This window comes from Paraburkholderia sp. J41, from assembly GCF_905220235.1.
Taxonomy (GTDB): domain Bacteria; phylum Pseudomonadota; class Gammaproteobacteria; order Burkholderiales; family Burkholderiaceae; genus Paraburkholderia.
In genome coordinates, this window is record NZ_CAJMZE010000015.1 from 135,350 (window position 1) to 159,722 (window position 24,373).

Annotated in this window: 24 protein-coding genes; 4 read left to right on the forward strand and 20 right to left on the reverse strand. The window is 65.4% G+C overall.

From position 1 onward, the window contains the following. Positions 1-84: 84 nt before the first annotated feature. The 10 genes from hflX to ndk all read right to left on the reverse strand — a co-directional run bounded on the left by hflX (position 85) and on the right by ndk (position 11,464). Positions 85-1,254, reverse strand: a complete 1,170-nt coding sequence (gene hflX / locus U5805_RS17635) for a GTPase HflX (protein ID WP_415914623.1) — start codon at positions 1,252-1,254, stop codon at positions 85-87. A 74-nt stretch (positions 1,255-1,328) separates the two neighbouring features. Continuing rightward, positions 1,329-1,565 (reverse strand): RNA chaperone Hfq, encoded by a 237-nt coding sequence (hfq, locus tag U5805_RS17640; protein WP_027814901.1) that lies wholly within the window; start codon positions 1,563-1,565, stop codon positions 1,329-1,331. A 159-nt stretch (positions 1,566-1,724) separates the two neighbouring features. Next, positions 1,725-3,068 carry a ribosome biogenesis GTPase Der gene (gene der, locus U5805_RS17645; RefSeq protein ID WP_322104775.1) on the reverse strand — a complete coding sequence of 448 codons (1,344 nt, stop codon included), beginning with the start codon at positions 3,066-3,068 and terminating at the stop codon, positions 1,725-1,727. A 396-nt stretch (positions 3,069-3,464) separates the two neighbouring features. Then, positions 3,465-4,610 (reverse strand): outer membrane protein assembly factor BamB, encoded by a 1,146-nt coding sequence (gene bamB, locus U5805_RS17650; RefSeq protein ID WP_322104776.1) that lies wholly within the window; start codon positions 4,608-4,610, stop codon positions 3,465-3,467. 144 nt (positions 4,611-4,754) lie between these two features. Further along, complete coding sequence (locus U5805_RS17655) at positions 4,755-5,384, reverse strand: tetratricopeptide repeat protein (protein ID WP_322104777.1); 630 nt, start codon at positions 5,382-5,384, stop codon at positions 4,755-4,757. A gap of 121 nt (positions 5,385-5,505) precedes the next feature. Next, positions 5,506-6,843, reverse strand: coding sequence for a histidine--tRNA ligase (gene hisS / locus U5805_RS17660; protein ID WP_322104778.1), 1,338 nt, complete (start codon positions 6,841-6,843; stop codon positions 5,506-5,508). A gap of 68 nt (positions 6,844-6,911) precedes the next feature. Beyond that, positions 6,912-8,231, reverse strand: coding sequence for a flavodoxin-dependent (E)-4-hydroxy-3-methylbut-2-enyl-diphosphate synthase (gene ispG, locus U5805_RS17665; RefSeq protein ID WP_322104779.1), 1,320 nt, complete (start codon positions 8,229-8,231; stop codon positions 6,912-6,914). A gap of 138 nt (positions 8,232-8,369) precedes the next feature. Beyond that, a complete protein-coding gene (locus U5805_RS17670; RefSeq protein ID WP_322104780.1) occupies positions 8,370-9,485 on the reverse strand; it encodes a RodZ domain-containing protein in 1,116 nt (371 codons plus the stop codon). 258 nt (positions 9,486-9,743) lie between these two features. Beyond that, the gene (rlmN, locus tag U5805_RS17675) at positions 9,744-10,919 is read right to left on the reverse strand and encodes a 23S rRNA (adenine(2503)-C(2))-methyltransferase RlmN (protein WP_322104781.1); all 1,176 of its coding nucleotides are present in this window, start codon (positions 10,917-10,919) and stop codon (positions 9,744-9,746) included. A 119-nt stretch (positions 10,920-11,038) separates the two neighbouring features. Further along, a complete protein-coding gene (gene ndk / locus U5805_RS17680) occupies positions 11,039-11,464 on the reverse strand; it encodes a nucleoside-diphosphate kinase (RefSeq protein WP_322104782.1) in 426 nt (141 codons plus the stop codon). A gap of 360 nt (positions 11,465-11,824) precedes the next feature. Between ndk and U5805_RS17685 the strand changes: the two genes are divergently transcribed. Further along, on the forward strand, positions 11,825-12,523 hold the full coding sequence (locus U5805_RS17685) for a Bax inhibitor-1/YccA family protein (protein WP_322104783.1): 699 nt from the start codon (positions 11,825-11,827) through the stop codon (positions 12,521-12,523). 118 nt (positions 12,524-12,641) lie between these two features. On the opposite strand, the gene U5805_RS17690 is transcribed toward U5805_RS17685, so the two are convergent. The 10 genes from U5805_RS17690 to U5805_RS17735 all read right to left on the reverse strand — a co-directional run bounded on the left by U5805_RS17690 (position 12,642) and on the right by U5805_RS17735 (position 22,121). Continuing rightward, complete coding sequence (locus tag U5805_RS17690; RefSeq protein ID WP_322104784.1) at positions 12,642-13,415, reverse strand: MBL fold metallo-hydrolase; 774 nt, start codon at positions 13,413-13,415, stop codon at positions 12,642-12,644. Between the two features lie 4 nt (positions 13,416-13,419). Then, entirely contained in the window at positions 13,420-14,562 is a 1,143-nt protein-coding gene (bamC, locus tag U5805_RS17695; RefSeq protein ID WP_322104785.1) for an outer membrane protein assembly factor BamC, read from the reverse strand. Between the two features lie 114 nt (positions 14,563-14,676). Then, complete coding sequence (gene dapA, locus U5805_RS17700; protein ID WP_322104786.1) at positions 14,677-15,582, reverse strand: 4-hydroxy-tetrahydrodipicolinate synthase; 906 nt, start codon at positions 15,580-15,582, stop codon at positions 14,677-14,679. A gap of 42 nt (positions 15,583-15,624) precedes the next feature. Next, positions 15,625-16,254: a class I SAM-dependent methyltransferase gene (locus U5805_RS17705; protein ID WP_322104787.1), complete on the reverse strand. Its 630-nt coding sequence runs from the start codon at positions 16,252-16,254 to the stop codon at positions 15,625-15,627. A 6-nt stretch (positions 16,255-16,260) separates the two neighbouring features. Then, the gene (locus U5805_RS17710; protein WP_322104788.1) at positions 16,261-17,463 is read right to left on the reverse strand and encodes a tryptophan--tRNA ligase; all 1,203 of its coding nucleotides are present in this window, start codon (positions 17,461-17,463) and stop codon (positions 16,261-16,263) included. 4 nt (positions 17,464-17,467) lie between these two features. Continuing rightward, entirely contained in the window at positions 17,468-18,133 is a 666-nt protein-coding gene (locus U5805_RS17715; RefSeq protein WP_322104789.1) for a site-2 protease family protein, read from the reverse strand. 198 nt (positions 18,134-18,331) lie between these two features. Then, on the reverse strand, positions 18,332-18,970 hold the full coding sequence (locus tag U5805_RS17720) for an L-threonylcarbamoyladenylate synthase (protein ID WP_322104790.1): 639 nt from the start codon (positions 18,968-18,970) through the stop codon (positions 18,332-18,334). A gap of 159 nt (positions 18,971-19,129) precedes the next feature. Next, entirely contained in the window at positions 19,130-19,960 is an 831-nt protein-coding gene (locus U5805_RS17725; protein ID WP_322104791.1) for a 3',5'-nucleoside bisphosphate phosphatase, read from the reverse strand. A 217-nt stretch (positions 19,961-20,177) separates the two neighbouring features. Continuing rightward, entirely contained in the window at positions 20,178-21,071 is an 894-nt protein-coding gene (locus U5805_RS17730; RefSeq protein ID WP_322104792.1) for an alpha/beta hydrolase, read from the reverse strand. Between the two features lie 84 nt (positions 21,072-21,155). Next, positions 21,156-22,121, reverse strand: a complete 966-nt coding sequence (locus U5805_RS17735; RefSeq protein ID WP_322104793.1) for a ferritin-like domain-containing protein — start codon at positions 22,119-22,121, stop codon at positions 21,156-21,158. Between the two features lie 188 nt (positions 22,122-22,309). On the opposite strand from U5805_RS17735, the gene U5805_RS17740 reads away from it, so the two are divergent. The 3 genes from U5805_RS17740 (at position 22,310) to U5805_RS17750 (ending at position 24,318) form a co-directional block, all read left to right on the forward strand. Then, positions 22,310-22,834 carry a gamma carbonic anhydrase family protein gene (locus U5805_RS17740; RefSeq protein WP_322104794.1) on the forward strand — a complete coding sequence of 175 codons (525 nt, stop codon included), beginning with the start codon at positions 22,310-22,312 and terminating at the stop codon, positions 22,832-22,834. A gap of 78 nt (positions 22,835-22,912) precedes the next feature. Next, the gene (gene hslO, locus U5805_RS17745) at positions 22,913-23,875 is read left to right on the forward strand and encodes an Hsp33 family molecular chaperone HslO (protein ID WP_322104800.1); all 963 of its coding nucleotides are present in this window, start codon (positions 22,913-22,915) and stop codon (positions 23,873-23,875) included. Between the two features lie 47 nt (positions 23,876-23,922). Next, a complete protein-coding gene (locus U5805_RS17750) occupies positions 23,923-24,318 on the forward strand; it encodes a hypothetical protein (RefSeq protein WP_415914624.1) in 396 nt (131 codons plus the stop codon). Positions 24,319-24,373: the final 55 nt, after the last annotated feature.

A 24,373-nucleotide genomic window follows, 5' to 3' on the forward strand; every position in this document is an offset into this window, starting at 1 on the left:
GTCAATTGCGTGCGGAATCGGTTCGATCCGCCGGGCCGGCCTGGGGCCATGCAAGCCGGGCGGGCGAAGCGCGTCTAGCGCGCCTCAGCGCTCGTGCTCGTGTTCCCAGCGGGGTTCCTGCGGTGCCGCGCTCCAGTCGGCGGCCAGGGGCTGCGACGCTTCGGGCAGCGGCTCGGCAGTCGCGATTTCGGCGATGGCGGCGCGCAGCGCATCCAGTCCGACGCCCGTGCGCGCGCTCAAAAAGACGCGCGAAATATTACCATATTCGTCCCGCTCGACCGTCCCGCCGCGGGCCGCCAGCTCGGGCACCGCGTCGATCTTGTTGAAGACGAGCACCTGGCGGATCGTGTCGGCGCCAATGTCGTGCAGCACGCCGTTCACCTGGTCGATCTGATCGAGCCGCACCGCGCTCGACGCATCCACGACGTGAAGCAGCAAGTCGGCCTGCACCGTTTCCTGAAGCGTCGCACGAAACGCGGCAACCAATTGGTGCGGCAACTCGCGGATGAAACCCACGGTGTCGGACAGCACGATTTGCCCCACTTCGTCGCCGAGCCATACGCGCCGCGAGGTGGTGTCGAGCGTCGCGAACAACTGGTCGGCCGCGTATGCCTGCGCCTTCGTGAGCGCGTTGAACAACGTGGATTTGCCCGCGTTCGTGTACCCCACGAGCGACACCGACATCGTGCGCGTGCGTTCGCGTTGGCGCCGCTGCGTGCCGTGCTGACGGCGAAGCTTCGCGAGCTTGCCCTGCAACATCTTGATGCGCTCGCCGATCAACCGGCGGTCGGTTTCGAGCTGGGTTTCGCCGGGACCGCGCAACCCGATACCGCCCTTCTGGCGCTCGAGGTGAGTCCATGCACGCACGAGGCGCGTGGCGAGATATTGAAGCTGAGCGAGTTCGACCTGCAACTTGCCTTCGTGGCTGCGGGCGCGCTGCGCGAAAATGTCGAGGATGAGGCTCGTGCGATCCACCACGCGACGGTTCAGCGCACGCTCCAGATTACGTTGCTGGGCCGGCGAAAGCGCGTGATTGAAAATGACGATTTCGATGTCGTTCGCCTCACAGGCGAGACGCAGTTCCTCCGCCTTGCCGCTGCCGATGAACATGGCGGCATCGGGGCTGGAACGACGGCCGGTGAGCGTGACGACAGGCGTGGCGCCCGCGCTTTTGGCGAGCAGGCTGAGTTCTTCGAGACTGGCTTCGAAGTCGGTCTTGCCGAAGTCGATGCCGACAAGTGCGGCGTTAGTCAAATTAGCGGAATTCAAAATGAAAACGGCCGGACCGGAACCGCCTGCGAGGCGCCCCGGGCCGGCCGCGTCATGGATCAGGACGCTTCCGAATCCGGGTGGAAATTCACCGGACGGGCGGGAACGACCGTGGAAATGGCGTGCTTGTAAACCATTTGCGTAACCGTATTACGGAGCAACACGACGTACTGGTCGAACGATTCAATGTTCCCTTGAAGCTTGATGCCGTTGACCAGATAGATCGAAACAGGCACGTGCTCCTTGCGCAGCGCGTTCAGAAACGGGTCTTGTAACAATTGCCCTTTGTTGCTCATAGCAAACTCCGTATTTTTTTGCAGGTTTAACTTATATCGGGATGAAGAAAAAGAAATCCACCCCAATCGCTACACTATAGCTGATTCTCGTTCCCCCGCGCGCTTCCCACGCCTCGCGGCCGGGCGCGCTTTGCGCGCCAGCGAACGTTATTCGCCCTTCTAGTTTTTATCCTTGTCCGTATAGGGATTCGTCGACGAACGAAACTCTATGCGCAATGGAGTGCCCGTCAGCGAGAAAGTTTCCCGGAAACGATTTTCCAGATAACGCTTGTAGGTTTCGGTCACGGCGTCGAGCGCATTGCCGTGAATCACGATAATCGGCGGGTTCTGTCCCCCCTGGTGCGCATATCGCAGCTTCGGGCGCACCGGGCCGCGACGGCGCGGCTGCTGGAACTCCACCGCCTCGATCAGCGCGCGCGTGAGCTTGGGCGTCGGCAGCTTGGCCATGGCGGCGGCGTAGGCGTCGTCGACCGAGCGCATCAGCGTGGGAATGCCGAATTTTTCCGTCGCCGAAATGAAGTGGAATTTCGCGAAATCGAGGAACTTGAGCTTGCGCGCGAGGTGATGCTTGATCTGGTCGCGCGCGTGTTCGTCGAGGCCATCCCACTTGTTCACGCCCACCACGAGCGCGCGGCCCTGCTCGACCACGAAGCCCGCAATGTGCGCGTCCTGGTCGGAGACTTCCTGGCGTGCGTCGAGCAGCAGGATCACCACGTTGGCGTCGGCGATCGACTGTAGCGTCTTGACCACCGAAAACTTCTCGATCGCCTCGAACACCTTGCCGCGACGGCGCAAACCGGCCGTGTCGATGAGCGTGTACTTCTTGCCGTTGCGCTCGAAATCCACGTAAATCGAATCGCGCGTCGTACCGGGCATGTCGAACGCGATCACGCGGTCCTCGCCGATCAGCGTATTGACGAGCGTCGACTTGCCGACGTTGGGGCGCCCCACGATGGCGATCTTGATACCGTGTTTCGCGGCGTCTTCTTCGCTTTCCTCGGGCTGGTCGGCATACGCCTTTTCGAGCGCCTCGTTGATCATCTCGGTCACGCCGTCGCCGTGCGCGGCCGAAATGGCGCGCGGGTCGCCGAGGCCGAGTTCGTAGAAGTCGGCGGCGACGGCGCTGTACTTCATGCCTTCGGCCTTGTTCACGACGAGGAAAATCGGCCGCCCCGTCTTGCGCAGGTAATCGGCGATATGTTTGTCCTGCGGCGCGAGACCGTTGCGGCCGTCGCAAATGAACACGACGATGTCGGATTCTTCCACGGCCTGACGCGTCTGGCGCGCCATCTCGTGCAGAATGCCGTCCTTCGCGACCGGCTCGAAGCCGCCGGTATCGACCACGAGATACGCGCGATCGCCCACGCGCCCTTCGCCGTAGTGGCGATCGCGCGTGAGGCCGGGCAGGTCGGCCACCAGCGCGTCGCGCGAACGCGTGAGCCGGTTGAACAGCGTGGATTTCCCCACATTGGGGCGCCCGACAAGGGCGATTACGGGTTTCATCTGATTTTTTCTACGGTAAGGCGCGGCGCCGGGAAGTCCGGCACGCTGCGCGGCACGCCCTACGCGTGTAGAGCGGCATCAGTTGCAAATTATCACGATTCGGTCGCCAAAACCGGGCTACGCGCCGCGGGCGGCGTGCGCGGGCGCGAACCCGAACAGTGGATCGCGCGCCGGCTGGAACCTGCGCGCGTTGGCATAACGGCCGAAAGTGGCTTGCACATTCCGGCATCTCAGAATGCGCACGGCCGGCTTGAGCCGGCCTCGGGGTCGGACGGCGGAACAGGCTGGCGCCGTTATTCCGCCCATGTCCTTTTCAAATCGGACGCGCGCAGGTTTCGCATATCGCGGCCTGCGCGCGAAAACGCCGGTTTGTCCAGCTTATCCGGCTTATCCGGTTCAGCGCGGACGCAGACCGTAAAGGTCGCCGTCCTTCGTTTGCACGACGAGCGTGTTGCCGGCCAGCACCGGCGCTGCCGTGATCGGGCTGCCGTCGGTCTTGACGCGCGAGACAAAGCTGCCGTCGTCGAGCGAAAGGAAATGCACGTAGCCTTGATAGTCGCCCACCACCACGGCGTGGCCCAGCACCGCGGGCACGCTCACGTCGCGGCTCTTGAGCTTGTCGTTCGTCCAGGCCGGCGCACCGGTGGCGACGTTGTACGCCTTCACGACCGACCAGTCGTCGCCGCCCACCACCGTCGATTCATCCTGGGCAATGCCGCTCGTGCTCGAAAACGCCTTTTCCCACATCGGACGGCCCGAATTGGCGTCGAAACAGCCAAGCTGCCCCTGGAAGGTGACCGCGCAAGTCGTTGCGCCGACCAGCGTGGGCGGACCGCTCACGTCGTTGATGCGCTCGACTTCCGTCACGCCCTTCGGGTACGAAACGGGCGTTTCCCAGAACGCGTCGCCGGTTTGCAGGTTGATCGCCACGAACGTGCCGCCGGGGAAGCCCGCGAGCACGGCCTGATCGCCGGCGAACGTCATGCCCGACGAAACGCGCAGGTTCAGCGGCACCGCGCGGTTGCGGTACGCCCACTTCTGCTCGCCGGTCTGGCCGTTGAACGCGACCACCTGGCCGTCGATCGTGCGCACGATCACGAGACCGTTGCCGACGAGCGGCGGCGAGATGATTTCTCCCGGCGCCTTGGCTTGCCACGAGAGCTTGCCGTTCGCGTCGAGCACGTAGACGTCGCCCTTCAGGCCGCCCACGGCCGTGAGATTGCCGTCGCTGCCCACGCCGGCCGAGATGTCGTCCTTGAGCTTGATGCTCCAGATTTCCTTGCCCGAGGCCGCGTCGATTTTCGCGACCGAGCCGTTCGCGCCCGCGGCGTACACGGCGTCGCCCACGGCGACCGGCGAGAAGAGATAGCGGCCGGCCTTGCCGACGCTCGCCTTCCAGACCTGCTGGACGTCCAGCGCCGGCTTGAATTCGGTCAGCGGCACCGGCACGCGGCGCTCGTCTTTTGTCGATGAGCAGGCTGCGAGAGCCAGGACGGTCATCGCGCAAGCGACGGGCACAACGGTTCGTTTCAGCAGATTCATCGGAGAACGAAGCATGAATAAAAATAATTGGATTGAGTTCGCAGCATCGCGCCTCTCGCACTGCCGTGCGGTCGAGGCGTACCTCTGCCGGCAAACGGGCGACAAACCGGGCGACAACCAGGCCGCAACCACGTGGACAACCCGTTAGCCGCCCAGCGCGTCAAGCTTGAACTGCACGAGCTGACGCTGCGAAGCGTCGCTTTTCGGCAAGCTGTCGAGCGCGAGCTTGTAAGCCGCGCGCGCATCGTCGCGCTTGCCCGCCGCCGCGAGCAGATCGCCGCGGCCATCGGCCACGACGCCCTTGAACGGGCCCGAATCAGGCTGCGGAATGAGCGCGAGACCCTGGTCGTAAGCCTTTTCGTCGAGCAGGAGCGAAGCGAGACGCAGCTTCGCGACCTGGCGGAATTCGTCGTCCTTCGCATGGTCGGCGGCCCATTGCAGTTGCGCCTTCGCGCCCGCCGAGTCGCCCGCCATGTAAAGCGCCTTCGCCACCGAAAGCGCGGTCATCTGGGCGTACGCCGTGCCGCCGAAACGGTCTTCCATGTCGGCCGCGACGCGCGTGAGCAAGGCCTTGTCGCTGCCGTTGGCGGCCTGTTGCACCTGATCGTAGAGCACCGCCGCCTCGGCGGCCTGACGGCGCTGCCAGAAGTTCCAGCCGTTCCATGCCGCGAGCGCGACCAGTACGATCAGCACGATCCACGTCGTGGCGTTACCCCACTGCGCCCACCATGCCTTGACACTCTCGATCGATTCCTGTTCGTCGTGATAACTCATCGCGTAGCGATTCCTTGTTTATGCTGAAGCCTGTCGTCGGACGCGCCGCGAGTGCAGGTGCCTCGGGCGCGCCGCGTGTGCCGGGTGCGTCGATTCGGTCGAACCGTTTCGCGCGCCCCGCTCAGTCGTCGCCGTCTTCGGCGGATGCAACCATCGCATTGATCAGATATTCGGTCAAGTCCTCGAACGCGACCGTTTGCTGTTCGCTGCGCGCCTCGGCGGCCGTGCCGCGCAATGCCTTCACGCCCGCCACGCCCTTCGCGATTTCGTCCTCGCCGAGCACCACGGCGAAGGCCGCGCCGCTCGCGTCGGCACGCTTCATCTGCGACTTGAAGCTGGCCGTCTGGCCGTCCGCGCTGCAATGCAAAATGACGTCGAGACCCGTGTCGCGCAGCCGTTCCGCCACGATGAACGCCTGCTCGCGCGCCGCTTCGCCTTGATGGACGACGTAGACATCGCAACCTTCGGCTTCCGGCACGAGGTTCTCTTCCTTGAGCAGCTCGAGAATGCGCTCGACGCCCATTGCCCAGCCGCACGCCGCCGTGGGTTTGCCGCCCAGTTGCTCGATGAGCGGATCGTAGCGGCCGCCGGCCGCGACGGTGCCCTGCGCGCCGAGCTTGTCCGTGATCCACTCGAACACGGTCAGATTGTAGTAATCGAGACCGCGCACGAGACGCGGATTGATCTTGAAGGGAATGTTGTTCGCCTTCAGGATGCGTTGCAGCCCTTCGAAATGCGCCTTCGATTCGTCGCCGAGAAAGTCGATCAGCTTCGGCGCCCGGTCGGCGATTTCCTGGAGCGCGGGATTCTTCGTGTCGAGCACGCGCAACGGATTCGTGTAAAGGCGGCGCTTGCCGTCTTCATCGAGCTGGTCCGCATGCTGTTCGAGATACTTGATCAGCTCGACGCGATGCGCGGCGCGCTCTTCGGCGAGCCCGAGCGAATTGATCTCGAGCTTGATGCCCGTCAGCCCCAGATCGTCCCAGAGACGCTGGCACATCAGGATGATTTCCGCGTCCGCGTCGGGGCCCGCGAAACCGAGCGCTTCCACGCCCACCTGATGAAACTGGCGATAACGGCCGCGCTGCGGACGCTCGTGGCGGAACATCGGGCCAACGTACCAAAGGCGCTTCGGGCCGTCGTAAAGCAGGTTGTGCTCGATCGACGCACGCACGACCGCCGCCGTGTTTTCTGGGCGCAGCGTGAGATTTTCGCCGTTCAGCGCGTCGGTGAAGCTATACATTTCCTTTTCGACGATGTCGGTCACTTCGCCGATACCGCGCGTGAAAAGCTGCGTATGCTCGACGATCGGCGTACGGATATTTTGATAACCGTAGGAGCGGAGCATCGACTTCACCGTGGTTTCGAAAAAGTCCCACAGCCCTGCGTCCTGCGGCAGGATGTCGTTCATGCCCTTCACGCCCGTGAGCTTTTCGGGCTTTCTTTTCTGTTCAGTCATTGCGTTGCGAGTTTGCTAAATAATGAGCACTGCCGATGGACGCCGCAAGGTACACAGCGGCGCATGACTCAGGCCACCGCTTCGGCCTTGCCGTATTTGCGCGCGACGTAGTCGCTCACGATCTGCTGGAACTCTTCGGCGATATGCTCGCCGCGCAGCGTCTTGACCTTTTCGCCGTCGATGAACACCGGCGCCGCCGGGTTCTCGCCCGAGCCCGGCAAGCTGATGCCGATGTTCGCGTGCTTCGACTCGCCCGGACCGTTCACGATGCAGCCCATGACCGCCACGTTCATGGTTTCGACGCCCGGATAGTCCTTGCGCCACAGCGGCATTTGCGCGCGCAGATAGTTCTGGATCTGCGACGCGAGTTCCTGGAACAGCGTGCTGGTCGTGCGGCCGCAGCCGGGACACGCGATAACCATGGGCGTGAACGAGCGCAGGCCCATCGTTTGCAGAATTTCCTGGCCGACGATCACTTCGCCCGTGCGCGATGCGCCCGGCTCCGGCGTGAGCGAAATGCGGATCGTGTCGCCGATGCCCTGCTGGAGCAGCACCGAAAGCGCCGCCGTCGACGCGACGATGCCCTTGGAGCCCATGCCGGCTTCCGTCAGGCCGAGATGCAGCGCGAAATCGCAGCGCTTCGCGAGTTGCTGATACACGGCGATCAAATCCTGCACGCCGCTGACCTTGCACGACAAAATGATCTTGTCGCGGCCGAGACCCAGCTCGACCGCGCGCTCCGCCGAACCGATGGCCGACTGGATCAGCGCTTCGTACATCACGCTTTGCGCTTCCCAAGGCACCGCGCGCGCGGCGTTCTCGTCCATCATGCGCGCGAGCAGGTCCTGGTCGAGACTGCCCCAGTTCACGCCGATACGCACCGGCTTGTCGTATTTGATGGCCGCTTCGATCATCTGCGCGTATTGCGTGTCGCGCTTCGCGCCCTGGCCGACGTTGCCCGGATTGATACGGTACTTCGAAAGCGACTCCGCGCATGCGGGATGATCGCGCAGCAGCAGATGACCGTTGTAATGGAAGTCGCCGACGAGCGGCACCATCACACCCATGCGGTCGAGCTGCTCGCGGATGTGCGGCACGGCCGCGGCCGCTTCCGGCGTGTTGACCGTGATGCGCACCAGTTCCGAGCCGGCCTGCGCGAGTTCCTTGATCTGGATCGCGGTGCCGATGGCGTCGGCGGTGTCCGTGTTGGTCATCGACTGCACGCGCACCGGCGCGTCGCCGCCGATCGTCACCAGCTGGCCGCCCCAGCGCACGTGTACGCCGTGCGATTTGCGGCGCGGCGCGTGACCGCCGATGATCGGCTCGTTGGACACGATCTGACTGTTGCTGGTCGGGAATTGCGTTTCGCTTTGCATCGAAAAACCCATTTACGCCTCACGCGCGCCGCGCGGCTCGCGAGCCGGCAAAAGCGCGACGTGAATTGAAAAAGCGTCGCGGCCGGATCAGCCAGCCGCGACGCATGCCATGTCGTTATCAGTACAACCCGCGGAACAACGCGCTCGACCTCACGGAAGCACGAAGCGCGCGACGTTGCCGCGTGCCGACGCGTACTTCGACGCATCGACCGGCAGGCCGTTGAGCGTCATCGACTCGATGCCCGCCTTGTTGCCCACGGTGATCTTCAGTGGCTCGATGCCGCTGATCTCACGTGCGTCGCTGCCGTGGATCAGACCCGAGAATACTTCCTTGCCGTCTTTCTGGCGCACGCTCACCCAGGAGTCTTGCGTGACGCGGATCGCGAACACCGACGTGTCGCCGCTCGCCACCGCCGATGCGCCTTGCGCCGCGGCCGGCGCGCTTGCGGCGGCCGTCGCCGCCGGCGCCGGCGCAGCGCCTGGCGCATTGACCGCGGGCGCGGGCGGCGCGACGACCGGTGCGGGAGTCGCGGCTGCCGGGGCCGGGGCCGCGGACGGCGCCGCTTGCTGCACGCCGCCCTGATCCGCCTCGCCTGTCGCCGATGCGGCCGCCGACTGATCCGTGCTCTGCACCGCCGACGCGCCGTCCGCGCCGGTCGTTTCGCCCTGCGTGACCGTGGACGTGCCCGACTGCGCCGTCACGCCGTTCGTGATCGACTTCAGCCGGGCGAACCACGCCGACGACTCGCCGCTGTTGGTGTGCCACATGGAAAGCGCGATGACCGCGATAACGACCACGGCAACGCCCCAGAGCCACGACGCGCGACGGCGCGGTGCCCGCGCGCCGCTGCCGCCGAGCGACAGCGACACGCGCCCGCGCGGCAGATCCGACCCCGACGAAGCCGGCATCGACAGATCCGGCTGCTCGATGCCGCGCTCGCGGCGCAGCGCCTGCGTGAACGGCGCCGGATCGGCGCCCAGCAGCTTCGCGTAGGCGCGCACCACGCCGAGCGCGAACGTGGCGTCCGGCAGATGGCTGATGTCGCCGACTTCGAGCGCGCGCAGTTTGGCCACCGACACCTTGAGCCGCGCCGACACGTCTTCGACCGCCCAGCCCTTGCCCTCGCGCAGTTGCGCGAGACGCGCGCCGGCGGCGGCCAGCGTATCGGGCACAGCCTGCACCGGCGACGGCGTCGCGCCCTGCGCCGCACGTCCTGCGTTGCTGTCAGTTCCGTCCGTCCCGAAAGGGTGCTGCGGCTCGCTCATCCCAAAGTCCTTGCGTCGATTCTTTTTTCACCTGGAACCGGTTGGCCGCGGCGCCTCGTGCGCGCTGTGCCCGTTTGCCCCGGTTCGCAGACCGTTTATAACAAAATGCGCGGCCTGTGTGCCGCTTCCGATCGCTTCTGCAACGTTACGCTTCAATACGGCGTTTTGACACTGATCAATACCGCCCGAACCTGCTCCATCCTGCCCGGCTCCGCCCTCAGCGGCACGCTTACCCGATGCGCGCCGGACCAAACCGGCTCAGTGCTGCACCGGCCTCACTTCGATGACCTTGCCCGTTGCGCGGCCCGTGCGCTCGGCGAGCCGCGTGCGGTCCTTCACTTCCCCCGCAAGCTGGCCGCAGGCAGCGTCGATGTCGTCGCCGCGCGTCTTGCGCACCGTCGTGACCACGCCCGCATCCATCAGAATCTGCGCGAAGCGCTTGATCTGGTCCGATTTCGAACGCAACAGGCCCGACTCGGGAAAGGGATTGAACGGAATCAGATTGAACTTGCACGGCACGTCGCGCGTGAGCGCGAGCAACTCGCGCGCATGCTTTTCCGTGTCGTTGACGCCGTCGAGCATGCAATATTCGAATGTGATGAAATCTCGCGGCGCGACTTCCAGATAGCGCTGGCAAGCCGCCATCAGTTCGCGCAGCGGATACTTGCGGTTGAGCGGCACGAGTTCGTCGCGCAGCGCGTCGTTCGGCGCGTGCAGCGAGACCGCGAGCGCCACGGGCAATTCCGCGCCGAGCCGGTCCATCATCGGCACCACGCCCGAGGTCGAAAGCGTCACGCGGCGGCGCGACAGGCCATAGGCGTTGTCGTCGAGCATCAGGCGCATGGCCGGCACGACCGCGTCGTAATTGAGCAGCGGCTCGCCCATGCCCATCATCACGACGTTCGTGATGACGCGCTCGCCCTTGCCTTCCCCGCCGGTGGCGCGACCGCCCCGGTTCTTGCCTGCATCCCCGTGCAGCGAGGCGCGCAAGGCGAATTCCGCCATGCGCAACTGACCGATAATTTCGGCGGTGGTGAGATTGCGTGAGAAACCTTGCTTGCCGGTGGAGCAGAACCGGCAATTGACCGCGCACCCGGCCTGCGAGGACACGCACAGCGTGCCGCGCGTTTCTTCGGGGATGAACACGGTTTCGACGGCATTGCCGTTGCCCATGTCGACGAGCCACTTGCGCGTGCCGTCGGAGGAAACGTTGTCGCTGATGATGCCCGGCATGCCGATGACGGCGCGCCCCTTGAGCTTTTCACGCAACGACTTGGCCAGATCCGTCATGCCGTCGAAGTCGGCGGCGTTGTATTGATGGATCCAGCGCTGAAGCTGTTTGGCGCGAAACGGCTTCTCGCCCAGGCTTTCGCAATAAGCGACGAGCCCTTGGGCGTCGAGATCGAGAAGGTTGACGGTGGAACTGCTCGTCATGTCGAATCCTGCCATTTCAGTGCGAGAGCGCGTCCGCCGCCCGGCTTGCAAAAAACCCTGCCGGACGGTGGACGTCATCGCCGTTCGCGACCCATGCTACTTGAACTGCGGCTTACTGCTTAGCGCGAGTAAACGTTGATTTCCGGAAAGAAGAACGCGATTTCGACGGCAGCCGTTTCCGCTGCGTCCGAACCGTGCACGGCGTTCGCGTCGATGCTGTCTGCGAAGTCGGCGCGGATCGTGCCCTTTTCCGCCTTCTTCGGGTCCGTCGCGCCCATCAGGTCACGATGCTTGAGGATGGCGTTTTCGCCTTCCAGCGCCTGAACGACGACCGGACCCGAGATCATGAACTCGACGAGGTCCTTGAAGAACGGGCGCGCAGCGTGCACGGCGTAGAACTTCTCTGCGTCGGCGCGCGAGAGGTGAACCATGCGCGAAGCAACGATCTTCAGGCCAGCGTTTTCGAAGCGGCTGTAGATCTGGCCGATCACGTTCTTGGCCACTGCGTCCGGCTTGATAATCGACAGAGTGCGTTCGATCGCCATAAAAACTCCAAAAAATTAAGAGGTTACAAATTCTAATGAATCCGCTATTGTAGCATGTTCCAATGTATGATTGCGATTGATCCCTCTTTGGCCCGCTTCGATTCCGCTTGATTCCGCCTGGGCTTCGCGGATTCGGCCGCGCAACACGCAGCGCCACGGCTGCGCAGCCAGCCGGAAGGCGTGGAGGCTCGCCGGCCCGACCTTTCAGGAAGATTTAAGAAAGGTCGCCTACGCTGTGCAAACATAACTTAAATCGTGTGGCATCCCGTTGAAACTCTGGATCGTCGCACGTATCTTACGAACAAGCGGTGCGCGCATCGGCGCGAGCCGCCAACCACGCGTCTCACGCAAGGAGAAAGCATGAACGAGTATCCCTACAACTTCGGCCGCGGCGGCACCGTTACTTCGGTCGAAACCCGCAACCGCGTATTGCGCAACACCTATTGGCTGCTCGCGCTTTCGATGGTGCCGACAGTGCTCGGCGCGTGGGTGGGCGTTGCCACCGGCTTCTCGCTTTTCGCGGCCACCAGCCCGGCCATGAGCCTGCTCGCGTTCTTCGCCATCGCGTTCGGCTTCATGTTCGCGATCGAGCGCACCAAGAACAGCTCCGCCGGCGTGTTCGTGCTGCTCGGCTTCACGTTCTTCATGGGCCTGATGCTTTCGCGCCTGCTGTCGTTCATCCTCGGCTTCTCGAACGGCCCGTCGCTCATCATGCTCGCCTTCGGCGGCACCGGCATCATTTTCGCCGCCATGGCCACCATCGCCACGGTCAGCAAGCGCGACTTCTCGGGCCTCGGCAAGTGGCTGTTCATGGGCGTGATCGTGATCCTGCTGGCCGGCGTCGCGAACGTCTTCCTGCAACTGCCCGCGCTGATGCTCACGGTTTCCGTGCTGGCCATCGCCATCTTCTCGGCGTACATGCTGTTCGACGTTCAGCGCGTCGTGAACGGCGGCGAAACCAACTACATTTCGGCCACGCTCGCGATCTATCTGGACCTCTACAACGTGTTCACGAATCTGCTGGCGATTCTCGGCATCTTCGGCGGCAACCGGAACTAAGCACTGTGGCGGCGCCGGTTCCGGTACAGTTCCGGCCCCGCCCCGCAAAGCAAAAAGCCCATGACAGTCGCCATGGGCTTTTTTTCGTCCGCGAACCTCGCACGCAGCGTGGCCGCGCCTAAAGCGCAATCCAGTCGCAACCCTCGTCCTGCGACGCCACGGCGATCTCGGTGAGGGCGTTGCCGAGCACTGCCGCCATCGCGGCATGCGCCAGTTCCGGCGTGTTGTTCTGCTGGCTCAGGTGCGCGGCGACCAGATGCCGGAGCTTCGCGCGATCGAGCGCGGCAAGAATACCGGCCGCGGCTTCGTTGTTGAGGTGGCCGTGCGAGCCGCCGATGCGCGCCTTGAGCGAAGGCGGATAACGGCTCGCCGACAGCATCGCGAGATCGTGATTGCATTCGAGCACGAGCGCGTCGCAGCCGCCCAGCACATTGCCGATGTGCGGCGTGGATTCGCCGACATCGGTAAGCACGCCCAGCCGGCTCGCGCCGTCGCTGAACACGTACTGCAACGGCTCGCGCGCATCGTGCGGCACCGTATACGGCAGCACGCCCAACGCACCGATTTCGACCGTTTCGTCGCCCCACAGCACATGAAGATCCACGCCGGCGTCGTCGGCGCCCACGGCCTGCGCCGTGCCCCAGCTCATGTAAAGCGGGATCGACCAGCGGCGCGCGAGCGTGAGCGCGCTGCCGATGTGGTCGCTGTGTTCGTGGGTGATGAGGATGGCGCTGAGCGAGTCGGCGGCGAGACCCGCGCGCAGCAGGCGCCGCTCGACTTCCTTCGCCGAGAAACCGCAGTCGAGCAACACGCGCGTGGGCGCCGCGCTGCCGCCTGCTTCTACGACCAGTGCGTTGCCTTCGCTGCCGCTGCCGAGGCTCGCGAACCGCACGGCGTCAGTTCAGTTGCGCATGCAGCGCCGAAACGATGCGCTGCGCGTCCGACGACGTATCGATCCGACCGTTCTGATCGACCACGGCCACCTGCGTTTGCGCGTTGCTCGTCGCGCGCACCGCGATGAGGAATTCCGGGCCCTGATCGTTCGCGGTTTTCTTCGAGCTGTAGAAAAGCTTGCCGAACAGGCCGTCGCCCTTCAATTCCTTCATCGAATCGGCGTAACGCACGTAGTAGATGCCCTTCTGGCGGTCGCGGTTGTCGACCGTGAAGTTCGTGCGGTCGAGCGCGAGGCCGACGCGCAGCCACGCGGTGTCGAACGCTTCGGGCAGATCGAGCGTGGTGCCGTCGGAACCCGATGCCACCTTGGCCGCCGACGACGACGGACGCGCGTCGGTGAGCAACTGCTTCGACTGCGCGTCGGTCAGGCCGAACTTCTGCATGATCCGCGAAAGGAACGCCGCTTCGAGCGCCGGATCGCGCGGGCGCTCGACCCACTTCGAACCGGTTTTGTCCTGACCCGTGAGCACTTCTTCCATCGCGCTATGCGTGACGGAGATGTCGGTCTGGCCGTCCGGCCCGCGCGACACGAGCGTGCGGAAGCGGTCGCGCGTGCCCGACGAGTACGCGAAGTCGATCACGCGGCCGATGGTGCGGCGGAACCAGTCGTCCGGAATGTTGGCGCGGTTCTCGGCCCAGTTCGTGGTCATGATGCCGGTTTCCGGCGAGTCGGTGGCCAGCGTGAAGCCGTTGGTCGTCCAGAATTCCTGGAGCTGCGGCCAGACGTCGCCCGGCGTGCGGCCGTCGATCACGAGCCAGCGGCGGTCGCCGTCGCGCTCCACGTGCATGCCGAGCGGGTCTTGCGCGCTCGGCACACCCAGCGTGGCGTTGCCCGCGGTGGTGACGGTGCGCTGCGTGGCGCCGCCCAGCGTGGCGGTGGGCGGCGGCGCGACATACTTCTGGTCGTTGGGTGCCGACGAAAGATCCTGCGGCACCGCCAGCGGCGGCGCGCTCGGCGTGTCCTTGTAGTTGACGCGATCCGTCGCGAACATGTCGTTCAGCGACTCGCAGCCTGCGAGCGAGCCCAGTGCGAGCGCCAGCACCGCCATGCGGGTTGCGTGGAGGGAAAGAGCAGAACGTTTCATGTGGACCTTCGTGATACGGGAACGCTAAGCCTTGATCTGCCAGAAGTCTGTCGGTGGTCTGTCAGCGGTTGGGCGATGGCGGCAGCGGTTAAAAAATCGGATGGTCGACGACTATCAGCCGACCAGACCGGCTTCGCGCAGCGCAGCGCGCACAACGTCGTGGTAACGCGCGTCGAGCGGCGTCAGCGGCAGGCGGATACCGCCTTCGATGCGGCCCATTTCCTGCAACGCCCACTTCACCGGAATCGGATTCGACTCGGCGAACAGGTTCTTGTGGAGCGCGAGCAGTTTCAGGTGGATCGCGCGCGCGGTCCTCGCGTCGCCTTCGAGCGCGGCCTTGCACAGATCGCTCATCTGGCGCGGTGCGACGTTCGCGGTCACCGAGATATTGCCGTGGCCGCCCAGCAGCATGAGCGCGATCGCCGTGGGATCGTCGCCGCTGAAAATCCTGAAGCCTTCGGGCGCATGCTTGATGAGGTGAGCGGCCCGGTCGATGTTGCCCGTCGCTTCCTTCACGCCCACGATGCCCGGCACGCCCGCGAGACGCAGGATCGTCTCGTTCGACATATCGGCCACGGTGCGGCCCGGCACGTTGTACAGGATCACCGGCAGATCGACCGATTCCGCGATTTTCGCGAAATGGCGGTACATGCCTTCCTGGGTCGGCTTGTTGTAATAGGGCACGACCTGGAGCGACGCCTGCGCGCCCACGCTTTTCGCGTGCTTCGTCAGTTCGATGGCTTCGGCCGTGGAGTTGCCGCCGGCGCCGGCGATGATGGGCAGACGCCCCGCGGCCTGCTCCACCGCGGTCTTGACCATCAAAACGTGCTCTTCGACGTCGAGCGTGGCGGACTCGCCGCTCGTGCCGACCACGACGATCGCATCCGTCCCTTCTTCGACGTGCCAGTCGACCAGTTTGCGGAACGCCGGCAGATCGAGACTGCCGTCTTCGTGCATGGGAGTGACGATCGCGGGAATGCTGCCGCGCAGCGTGATGCCGTCCTGAATGCCGTTAGCCATGAAACGCCAGAAATGAGTCGGTTAAACCGCGATTGTAGCGGATTAGCCGGTCAGATCGTAACGCGGCAAGGGTAGTACCTGATTACCCGTTACGTTACCGGCTTTTTCGGCGCGCGCGCCGGCCGTTCTTTCCCGCACCGCGCAGATGCGCTGAACGTACGCCTCACGCGGTTGCGGGAGAAATCCGTCTTGATAGGCGATCACGCGCAAGGCCGGCGTGCAAACCGCCAGCAATTCGCCGGGCGCCAGCAAAAACGCGGGATTCGACGGCTTGCCGACGGTTTCGTTGCCTTGCGCGAAGGTCTCGTAGATCAGCACGCCGCCCGGCGCCAGCGCTTCGATGAGACGCGGCATGAGCGGGCGATGCAGATAATTCGTGACGACGACCGCAGCAAAACGCGCGTCGGCGGCCAGCGGCCAGGGCGCCCCTTCGAGGTCGCACTCGACGGTGCCGATATTCGGCGTGCCGCGCAAACCGGCGAGCGCGGCCGCGTCGCGATCGAGCCCCGCCACGGGATGACCGCGCTTCGCCAGCCAGCGCGCGTGCCGCCCCGAGCCGCACGCGACGTCGAGCACCGCGCCGCCGGGCGCGATCAGGTGCGCCCAGCGACGCACCCATTTCGACGGTTCGGCGATCCCGCCGTGTGCGGACGTCATCGTGCGCTCGAGCATCGGCGATCAGTTGTACGAGAGGCCCATTGCCTCGCGCACGTCGCGCATGGTTTCGGTGGCGTATTTGCGCGCGCGGTCGCAGCCGTCCGCGACGATGGCGCGCAAGAGCGACGGATCGTCCATGTACTTCTGCGCGCGTTCGAGCATGGGCTGCTGCTCGCGCAGGATGCCTTCGATCACCGGCTGCTTGCATTCGAGACAGCCGATGCCCGCCGATCGGCAGCCCTTCTGCACCCATTCGTGCGTCTGCTCGTCGGTGTAGACCTGATGAAGCTGCCACACCGGGCACTTGTCGGGGTCGCCCGGATCGGTGCGGCGCACGCGCGCCGGATCGGTCGGCATCGTGCGGACCTTTTTCTCGATGGATTGCGCGTCCTCGCGCAGGCCGATCGTGTTGCCGTACGACTTCGACATCTTCTGTCCGTCGAGGCCCGGCATGCGCGACGCCTCCGTCAGCAGCACCTGCGGCTCCGGAAGGATGATCTTGCGCGAGCCTTCGAGGTAGCCGAACAGCCGCTCGCGATCGTTCATCGAAAGGCTTTGCGACTCGGACAACATCGCGCGCGCCTGCTCGAGCGCCTCTTCGTTGCCTTCCTGCTGATACGCGCTGCGCAGTTCGTGATAGAGCTTCGAGCGCTTGCCGCCGAGCTTCTTCGCCGCTTCGTTGGCCTTCTCTTCGAAACCGGGCTCGCGGCCATACATGTAGTTGAAGCGGCGCGCCATTTCGCGCGCCATTTCCACGTGCGGCACCTGGTCCTCGCCCACCGGCACGAGCGAGGCGCGATACAGCAGGATGTCGGCGGCCATCAGCACGGGGTAGCCGAGAAAGCCGTAAGTGCCGAGATCCTTGTCGCGCAGCTTCTCGATCTGCTCCTTGTAGGTCGGCACGCGTTCGAGCCAACTAAGCGGCGTGCTCATGCCGAGCAGCAGCGCGAGTTCGGCGTGCTCGGGCACGCGGCTCTGGATGAACAGCGTGGCCTGGTTCGGGTCGATGCCCGACGCGAGCCAGTCGATCAGCACGTCCCAGACGTTTTTCTCGATGACATCCGGCGTTTCGTAGTGCGTGGTGAGCGCGTGCCAGTCGACCACGCAGAAGAAGCACGGATACTCGGATTGCAGGCGCACCCAGTTTTTCAGCACGCCGTGATAGTGGCCGAGATGCAGCGACCCGGTGGGGCGCATGCCGGAGAAAATACGGTCTGGGAACATGATGTTATGAAAAGAGCGACATAAGGGGGGTGAGGACGGCCGTCACCGCGTCGTAACCGAGACTGACGAGCGGGCGCAGCCAGAATCGCGTGAAGATGCCGCTCACGAGCAGCCCCATCACGATGATGAAACCGTAGGGTTCGAGACGCGAGAGCGCGATGCTCGCGCGCGTGGGCAGCAGCGCGGCGAGCACGCGTCCGCCGTCGAGCGGCGGCAGCGGAAAGAGGTTCAGCACGCCCAGCACGAGATTCACGCCCACGCCGGCTGCGGCCATGCGCGTGAAGAACGGCTCGTCGACGCCGAGCACAGCGAGCGCTACGCCGAACACGCCCCACACGAGCGCCTGCACGAAATTGCAAAGCGGCCCCGCCGCCGCGACCCAAAGCGTGCCCCAGCGCGGATTGCGCAAGTTGCCGAAGGCGATCGGCACCGGTTTCGCGTAACCGAACACGAACGCGCCGCTCGTCAGGAAATAGAGGACGAGCGGCATCGCGATCGTGCCGATCGGGTCGATATGGCGCATCGGATTGAAGGACACGCGGCCGAGCACGTAGGCCGTGTTGTCACCGAGCATGCGCGCAACGTACCCGTGCGCGGCTTCGTGCAGCGTGATCGCGAAGATCACGGGCAACGCGTAGACGACGATCGTCTGAATGAGATTGGCTTCCATGGCGGGGCTATTGTATCAATGCGCTACCGGTATTTCGGCCGCGCGCCGCTTCGATGCGGCTTCGGTGCGGCTTCGGTGCCGCTTCAATGCCGCTTCGGCGCCCTTTTCGATCCCCTGCCGCGCCGCCTGCGTCGCGCTTCGCGGCGTTTCGCAGCGCCGCGCCATCCACGTGCTCCGCCATGCACCGCGGCTCCCGCGTCATGCCTCTTCCTCTTCGAGCCCGAACGGCGCCAGCGCGCCCCGCCCCGCGCGCACGAGCACCGGCTCCTCGCCCGTGAGGTCGATGACCGTCGACGGTTCGCACGGACACGCGCCGCCGTCGATCACGAGATCGACCTGCTTTTCGAGGCGCTCGCGAATCTCTTCCGGATCGTTGAGCGGCTCGGCGTCGGGCGGCAGGATCAGCGTGGAGGCGAGCAGCGGCTCGCCCAGCTCCGCCAGGATCGCAAGCGGAATCGGATGCCCCGGCACGCGCAGCCCGATCGTCTTGCGCGAGGGATGCGACAGCCGGCGCGGCACTTCCTTCGTCGCCACCAGCACGAACACATACGGCCCCGGCGTCACCGACTTGATGAGCCGGTACTGGCGGTTGTCGACCATCGCGAAATTCGCCAGCTCGGAAAGGTCGCGCACCATCAGCGAAAGCAGCGCTTTTTCGTCGAGCCCGCGAATGCGGCGCAGGCGTTCGGCGGCCGCCTTGTCGTCGATGCGCGCGGCCAGCGCGTAGCTCGAATCGGTCGGCAGCGCGATCACGCCGCCGTCGCGGATGATCTCGACGGCCTGCTTGACGAGGCGCGGCTGCGGATTCTCGGGGTGAAGCCGAAAGAACTGGGACATGGCAGTAATCAACTGATGAATGTCGACGTAGAAACGGCGCGAGGCCGCACCGGCGCGAGGCCGGCTGCTACGCGAGCGCGCCGCAAGCGGCATGCGCCGCGCGCACGAGAAATGATGCGGCAAAAAGACGGAGCTTGCGGGCCACGCGATGCGCGCGGCCTACAGCCATCGCTCCCAAACGGGCTTGAGATCGGAAGGCAGCGAGGGCAGCGTGCCGGGCGCGATGCTGTCCGGCCCGGGCGCGTGGAAATCGGAACCGCGCGACGCCTCGAAGCCGAAGCGCCGTGCGACCGCAGCGTACTCGCCGTACTGGTCGGGCGTGTGACTGCCCGTGACGACTTCGATCGCCTTGCCGCCCATGTCGATGAATTCGCCGAACAGCGTGTCGAATTCGAGCTGCGTGTAGGCGTAGCGGCCCGGATGCGCAACGACGGCCTCGCCGCCCGCCGTCTTGATCCACGACACCGCGTCGGCGAGCTTGGCCCAGCGGTGCGAAATGTAGCCCGGCTTGCCATCGCCGAGCCAGCGCGAGAAGGCGTCCTGCGTGTTCTGCGCGCGCCCCGATTCGACCAGAAAGCGCGCGAAGTGCGTGCGCGAGATCAGATCGGGATTCGATACGTATTGAAGCGCGCCCGCGTAGGCGTCGGGAATGCCGAGTTCGTCGAGACGCTCGCCGATCGCTTCCGCGCGCGCGGCGCGGCCGTTGCGCGTGCGCGCGAGACCTTCGGCGAGCGCCGCGCACGACGGATCGACATTGAGGCCGACGATGTGTACCGTGCGCGACGCCCACGTCACCGAAATCTCGACGCCGCTCACATAGCGCAAACCGAGCGCCTCGGCCGTTTCGCGCGCCTCGCGCTGGCCGCCGAGTTCGTCGTGATCGGTGAGCGCCCACAGCCCCACGCCGCCCGCTTTCGCCAGCCGCGCGACGTCCGCCGGGGCCAGTTGTCCGTCGGATACGGTGGAATGACAGTGGAGATCGGCGTTCATTGCGGGCGTGAGGAAAGTAAGCGTCCATTTTACTGCAACGCGGCGCGGCCGTTTGAAGCTGGTTTGAAGCTGGTTTGAAGCTGGTTAGGGACCGGTTTGGAGTCAGCCTGGCGCCCGTTCCGTGCCATCCGTGCCGGCCCGCGCTCCGCCCAGCGCCCGCTAGCGCCCGTCAGTGCCCGTTTGCGCCCGCCTGCAACGCCCCGCGCCACGCCCGCTCTCACGCGCAAAACGCCTCGATCAGCCGCGCGACTTCCTCCGGCTGATCGTGATGCACCATATGCCCCGCGCCTTCGACGATGCGCTCGCGCCAGTCGGGAAACGCCTCGAAGCGTTTCTTGAACACGTCGACGGGCGCGGCACCCGCGAACCGCGCGAGCGTTTCGGAGCCGGCCGCCTCCACGTGCAGCACCTTCGCGCGCACCTGCGACCAGATCGCCATGACTTCGTCGGCCTGATAAAGCAGCGGGCCGCGCATCTTGTGCGCGGGATCGGCTAGCAACACGTAGCCGCCCTCGCCGTCCGGCTTCGACCAATGCTCGGCGAGAAAGCGCGCGCGCGACGCGATGAGGCGCGGATTCGTCTTGACGAGGCGCGCCGCCACCGCGTCGAGGGACGCATAGCGGCGCAATTGCGGCGGCGAGCGCATTTCGTCGAGCCAATCGGCGACACGGCGCGGCGCCTGCGCGGCCGTGGTCGCGGGCAGGCCGAAGCCCTCCAGGTCGACGACGCGCCGCACGCGCCCGGGCCGCACGCCCGCGTACAGGCACACGATGTTCGCGCCCAGGCTGTGCCCCACCAGATCGACCTGACCGTCGGGCGCATAGTGCGCAAGCAGTGCGTCGAGATCGGCGAGGTACTCGTGGAACCAGTAGTGGCTCCCGCGCCCCTGCGCGACCGGCCAGTCGGAAAGGCCGAAGCCGCGCAGATCGGGCGCGATCACTTGCCAGTCCGCGCCCGAGGCCACGAGCGCGTCGACGACGAACTGAAACGACGCCGCCACGTCCATCCAGCCGTGCAGCATGAAAAGCGCGGGCGCGTCCGCGGCGCCCCAGCGGCGCACGTGCAGGCGAATGCCGTTGACGTCGACGAGTTCGGATCGGGAAAGGTTCATTGCGCCGCCGCGAAAAAGAATGGTCGTTCGATTATAGGGATAAGCCGCGAACGATGCGGCGTGAATGTGGGTTTTCGCCGGCGGCTAAGGGTTGTAAGAACGGTTGGACGCGTGGTTTGGCGAACGGTTTGGCAAAGCGAGCGGCGAAGCATCCGGCGCTTTTTGCTCCGCCGCGTCTTGCGCCGCGAGCGCGTCCAGTTCGGCTTCGTCGAACCCGGCTGAGCGGCGCGCCTCGAAGTTGAACGGCCCGCGCAGGCGCGGTGCGTGATAACGCTCGGCGAGCGCAAGCCAGGTCGCGTGCGGGTCGAGTCCGCGTTCATCGCACAAATGTCGGAACCAGTGATTGCCGATGCGGACGTGCCCCACTTCGTCGCGCAGGATGATGTCGAGGATGGCCGCCGATTCGTCGTCACCGGCCTGTTTCAGGCGCGCGCGGATCGGCGGCGAGGCGTCGAGCCCGCGCGCCTCCAGCACGCGCGGCACGAGCGCCATGCGCGCAAGCACGTCGTCAGCGGTGCGCTCGCACATCTCCCAAAGGCCGTTGTGAGCCGGGAAGTCGCCGTACGCGTGGCCGTAGTCGGCAAGGCGCGCGCATAGCAGCGAAAAGTGATACGCCTCCTCGGCGGCGACCTTGAGCCAGTCGGCGTAGAAGGCGTCGGGCATGCCGGGAAAGCGCCAAACCGCGTCGAGCGCGAGATTGATCGCGTTGAATTCGATGTGCGCGAGCGCATGCAGCAGCACGACGCGGCCTTGCGACGTGCTCATCGCGCGGCGCTTCAGTTCGCGCGGCTCGACCAGCGGCGGCCGCGCCGGACGGCCCGGCAAGCCTTCCGGCGTCGCGAACGTGCGCTGCGGCTGCCAGTCTTGCAGGGAAGCAGGCTTTGAAGCCGGTTTTGAAGCGGATTGCAAAGCGCCCGGCGCTTCAGGCGGCGTATTTTGCGCGAGCGCGTAAAGCGCGCGCACGGCCTCGCTCTTGGCAAGCGGATCGGGTTCGCGCAAGGCGTCGAGGGCGGCGGCGCGCCAGCCGGCGGCGTGGGAAACGAAAGTCATCGGAAAAACGTCAAAAAGCAAAACCGGAACGTGCGGCGGCACCCGGCGGACTATGCAGGCGACCGTTTACAATACGCGATTCACCTGCTGCCGGTCGATCGGCGCGCCCGCGAACGAGCACGAGCGGGCGCGCCGGCCGCAGCGCGGCATCGGACAACCCGCCGGGACAACCCAGGAGACGCAATACCGTGGCCATCTACAAGCTTGGCGAAGCCGCACCGACCATTCACGAAAGCGTGTTCGTCGCGGACACCGCAACCATCGTCGGCAACGTCGAACTCGCCGAAGCGTCGAGCGTGTGGTTCGGCGCGACGCTGCGCGGCGACAACGAGCCGATCCGCATCGGCGCGCGCAGCAACGTCCAGGAAGGCGCGGTGCTGCATGCGGACCCCGGCTTCCCGCTCACGGTCGAGCAAAACGTCACGATCGGCCATCAGGCGATGTTGCACGGCTGCACCGTCAAGGAAGGCGCGCTGATCGGCATTCAGGCCGTGGTCTTGAATGGCGCGGTAATCGGCCGCAACTGCTTGGTTGGCGCGGGTGCCGTGGTCACCGAAGGCAAGGTGTTCCCCGACAACTCGCTGATTCTCGGCGCGCCGGCCAAGGTCGTGCGCGAACTCACCGAGGCCGATATCGCCGGCCTCAAGCGTACTGCCGACGGTTATGCGAACCGTCGCGAATATTTCAAGGCGCAGCTCGTGCGCATCGGTTGATCGGCGGGGCTTCGCGCCCTCACCGAACGCCAGCGCCGCGCGGGCCGCGCCGCCCGGATCGAAATGAAGGAAAAGATTGTGAACGACCAGTTGCAAAAATTCATGTTCAGCGCCGCGCCGGTGCGCGGCGAGATCGTCTCGCTCACGGACACCTGGCAGGAAGTGCTCACGCGCCGCCCCTACCCGCTGCCGGTGCGCAACGTGCTCGGCGAAATGATGGCGGCGTGCTCGCTGCTGTCGGCGAATCTCAAGTTCGACGGCACGCTGATCATGCAAATCTTCGGCAACGGCCCGGTCAGGATGCTGGTCGTGCAGTGCGGCTCGGATCTGTCGATGCGCGCCACCGCCCGCCTCGCCGAGGAATACACGGGCGAGACCGCGCTCGCGCTCGCCGACGATCTCGATTTCGCCGATCTCGTGAACCCGAACGGCGACGGCCGCTGCGTCATCACGCTCGATCCCGCGAGCAAGCAGCCGGGCCAGCAGCCTTACCAGGGCATCGTGCCGCTCAACGGCGAAGACGGCCCGCTCAAGTCGATCGCTTCGGTGCTCGAGCATTACATGCATCACTCGGAGCAGCTCGACACGCGCATGTGGCTCGCCGCGAACGACCAGCGCGCCGTGGGCATGCTGTTGCAGAAGCTGCCCGGCGACGGCGGCATCGTGCCGCACCAGGGCGAACACGACACCGATACGTGGGAGCGCGTCTGCACGCTCGGCGGCACGCTCACGTCCGACGAAATGCTCGAGCAGGATTCGGCTACGCTTTTCCGCCGCCTCTTCTGGCAAGAAAACGTGCGCCACTTCGAACCCGCCACGCCGCGCTTCCAATGTACCTGCTCGCGCGAGAAGGTCGGGGCGATGCTCAAGATGCTGGGCCGCGAGGAAGTGGACGGCGTGATAGAAGAACGCGGGCATGTCGAGATTCACTGCGACTATTGCAATCAGCGCTATGAGTTCGACCCGGTGGATGTGGCGCAACTTTTCGCGGCGAACGCGCTCTCAGAAGGTGTCAGCCCAGCGCCCGAGGGACGTCACTAAAACACGGCCGGCGCGGGCGCATCCACTGCGTATCGAGGGAACACAAGATGAATACCGATCAACGCTTCGCCAACGCGGCGCGCGCACCGGCGTGGCTCGTGGCGGCCGCGCTGGGCGCGGGCGTGCTCGTCATGAGCGGCTGCGTGATGGACCCGCCCGGACCTTCGCCGATCTACAGCCGCCTGCCCGCCGGTCAACCGGGCGCGGCGCCGGCCGCCCCGCCGTCGCTCACGCCCGCGGAACGCGCGCGCTACGACGCGATCGACCGCCAGGTTCTCGCCGACCAGAATCAGGCCATAGCCTCCGAAGAAGCCGCGCAGGCATGGGCGCGCGCCTATGCGCCGCCCGTCACCGTGTTCGGCGGTTATTCCAGCGGCGGCTGGGGAAACGGCTGGGGCACGGGCGTGAGCTACGGCTATCCCGGCTGGGGTTGGGGCTGGTGAGCGTCACCACGCTCACACCCGCTTAAAAGCAAAAAGCGCGGCTCATTGCCGCGCT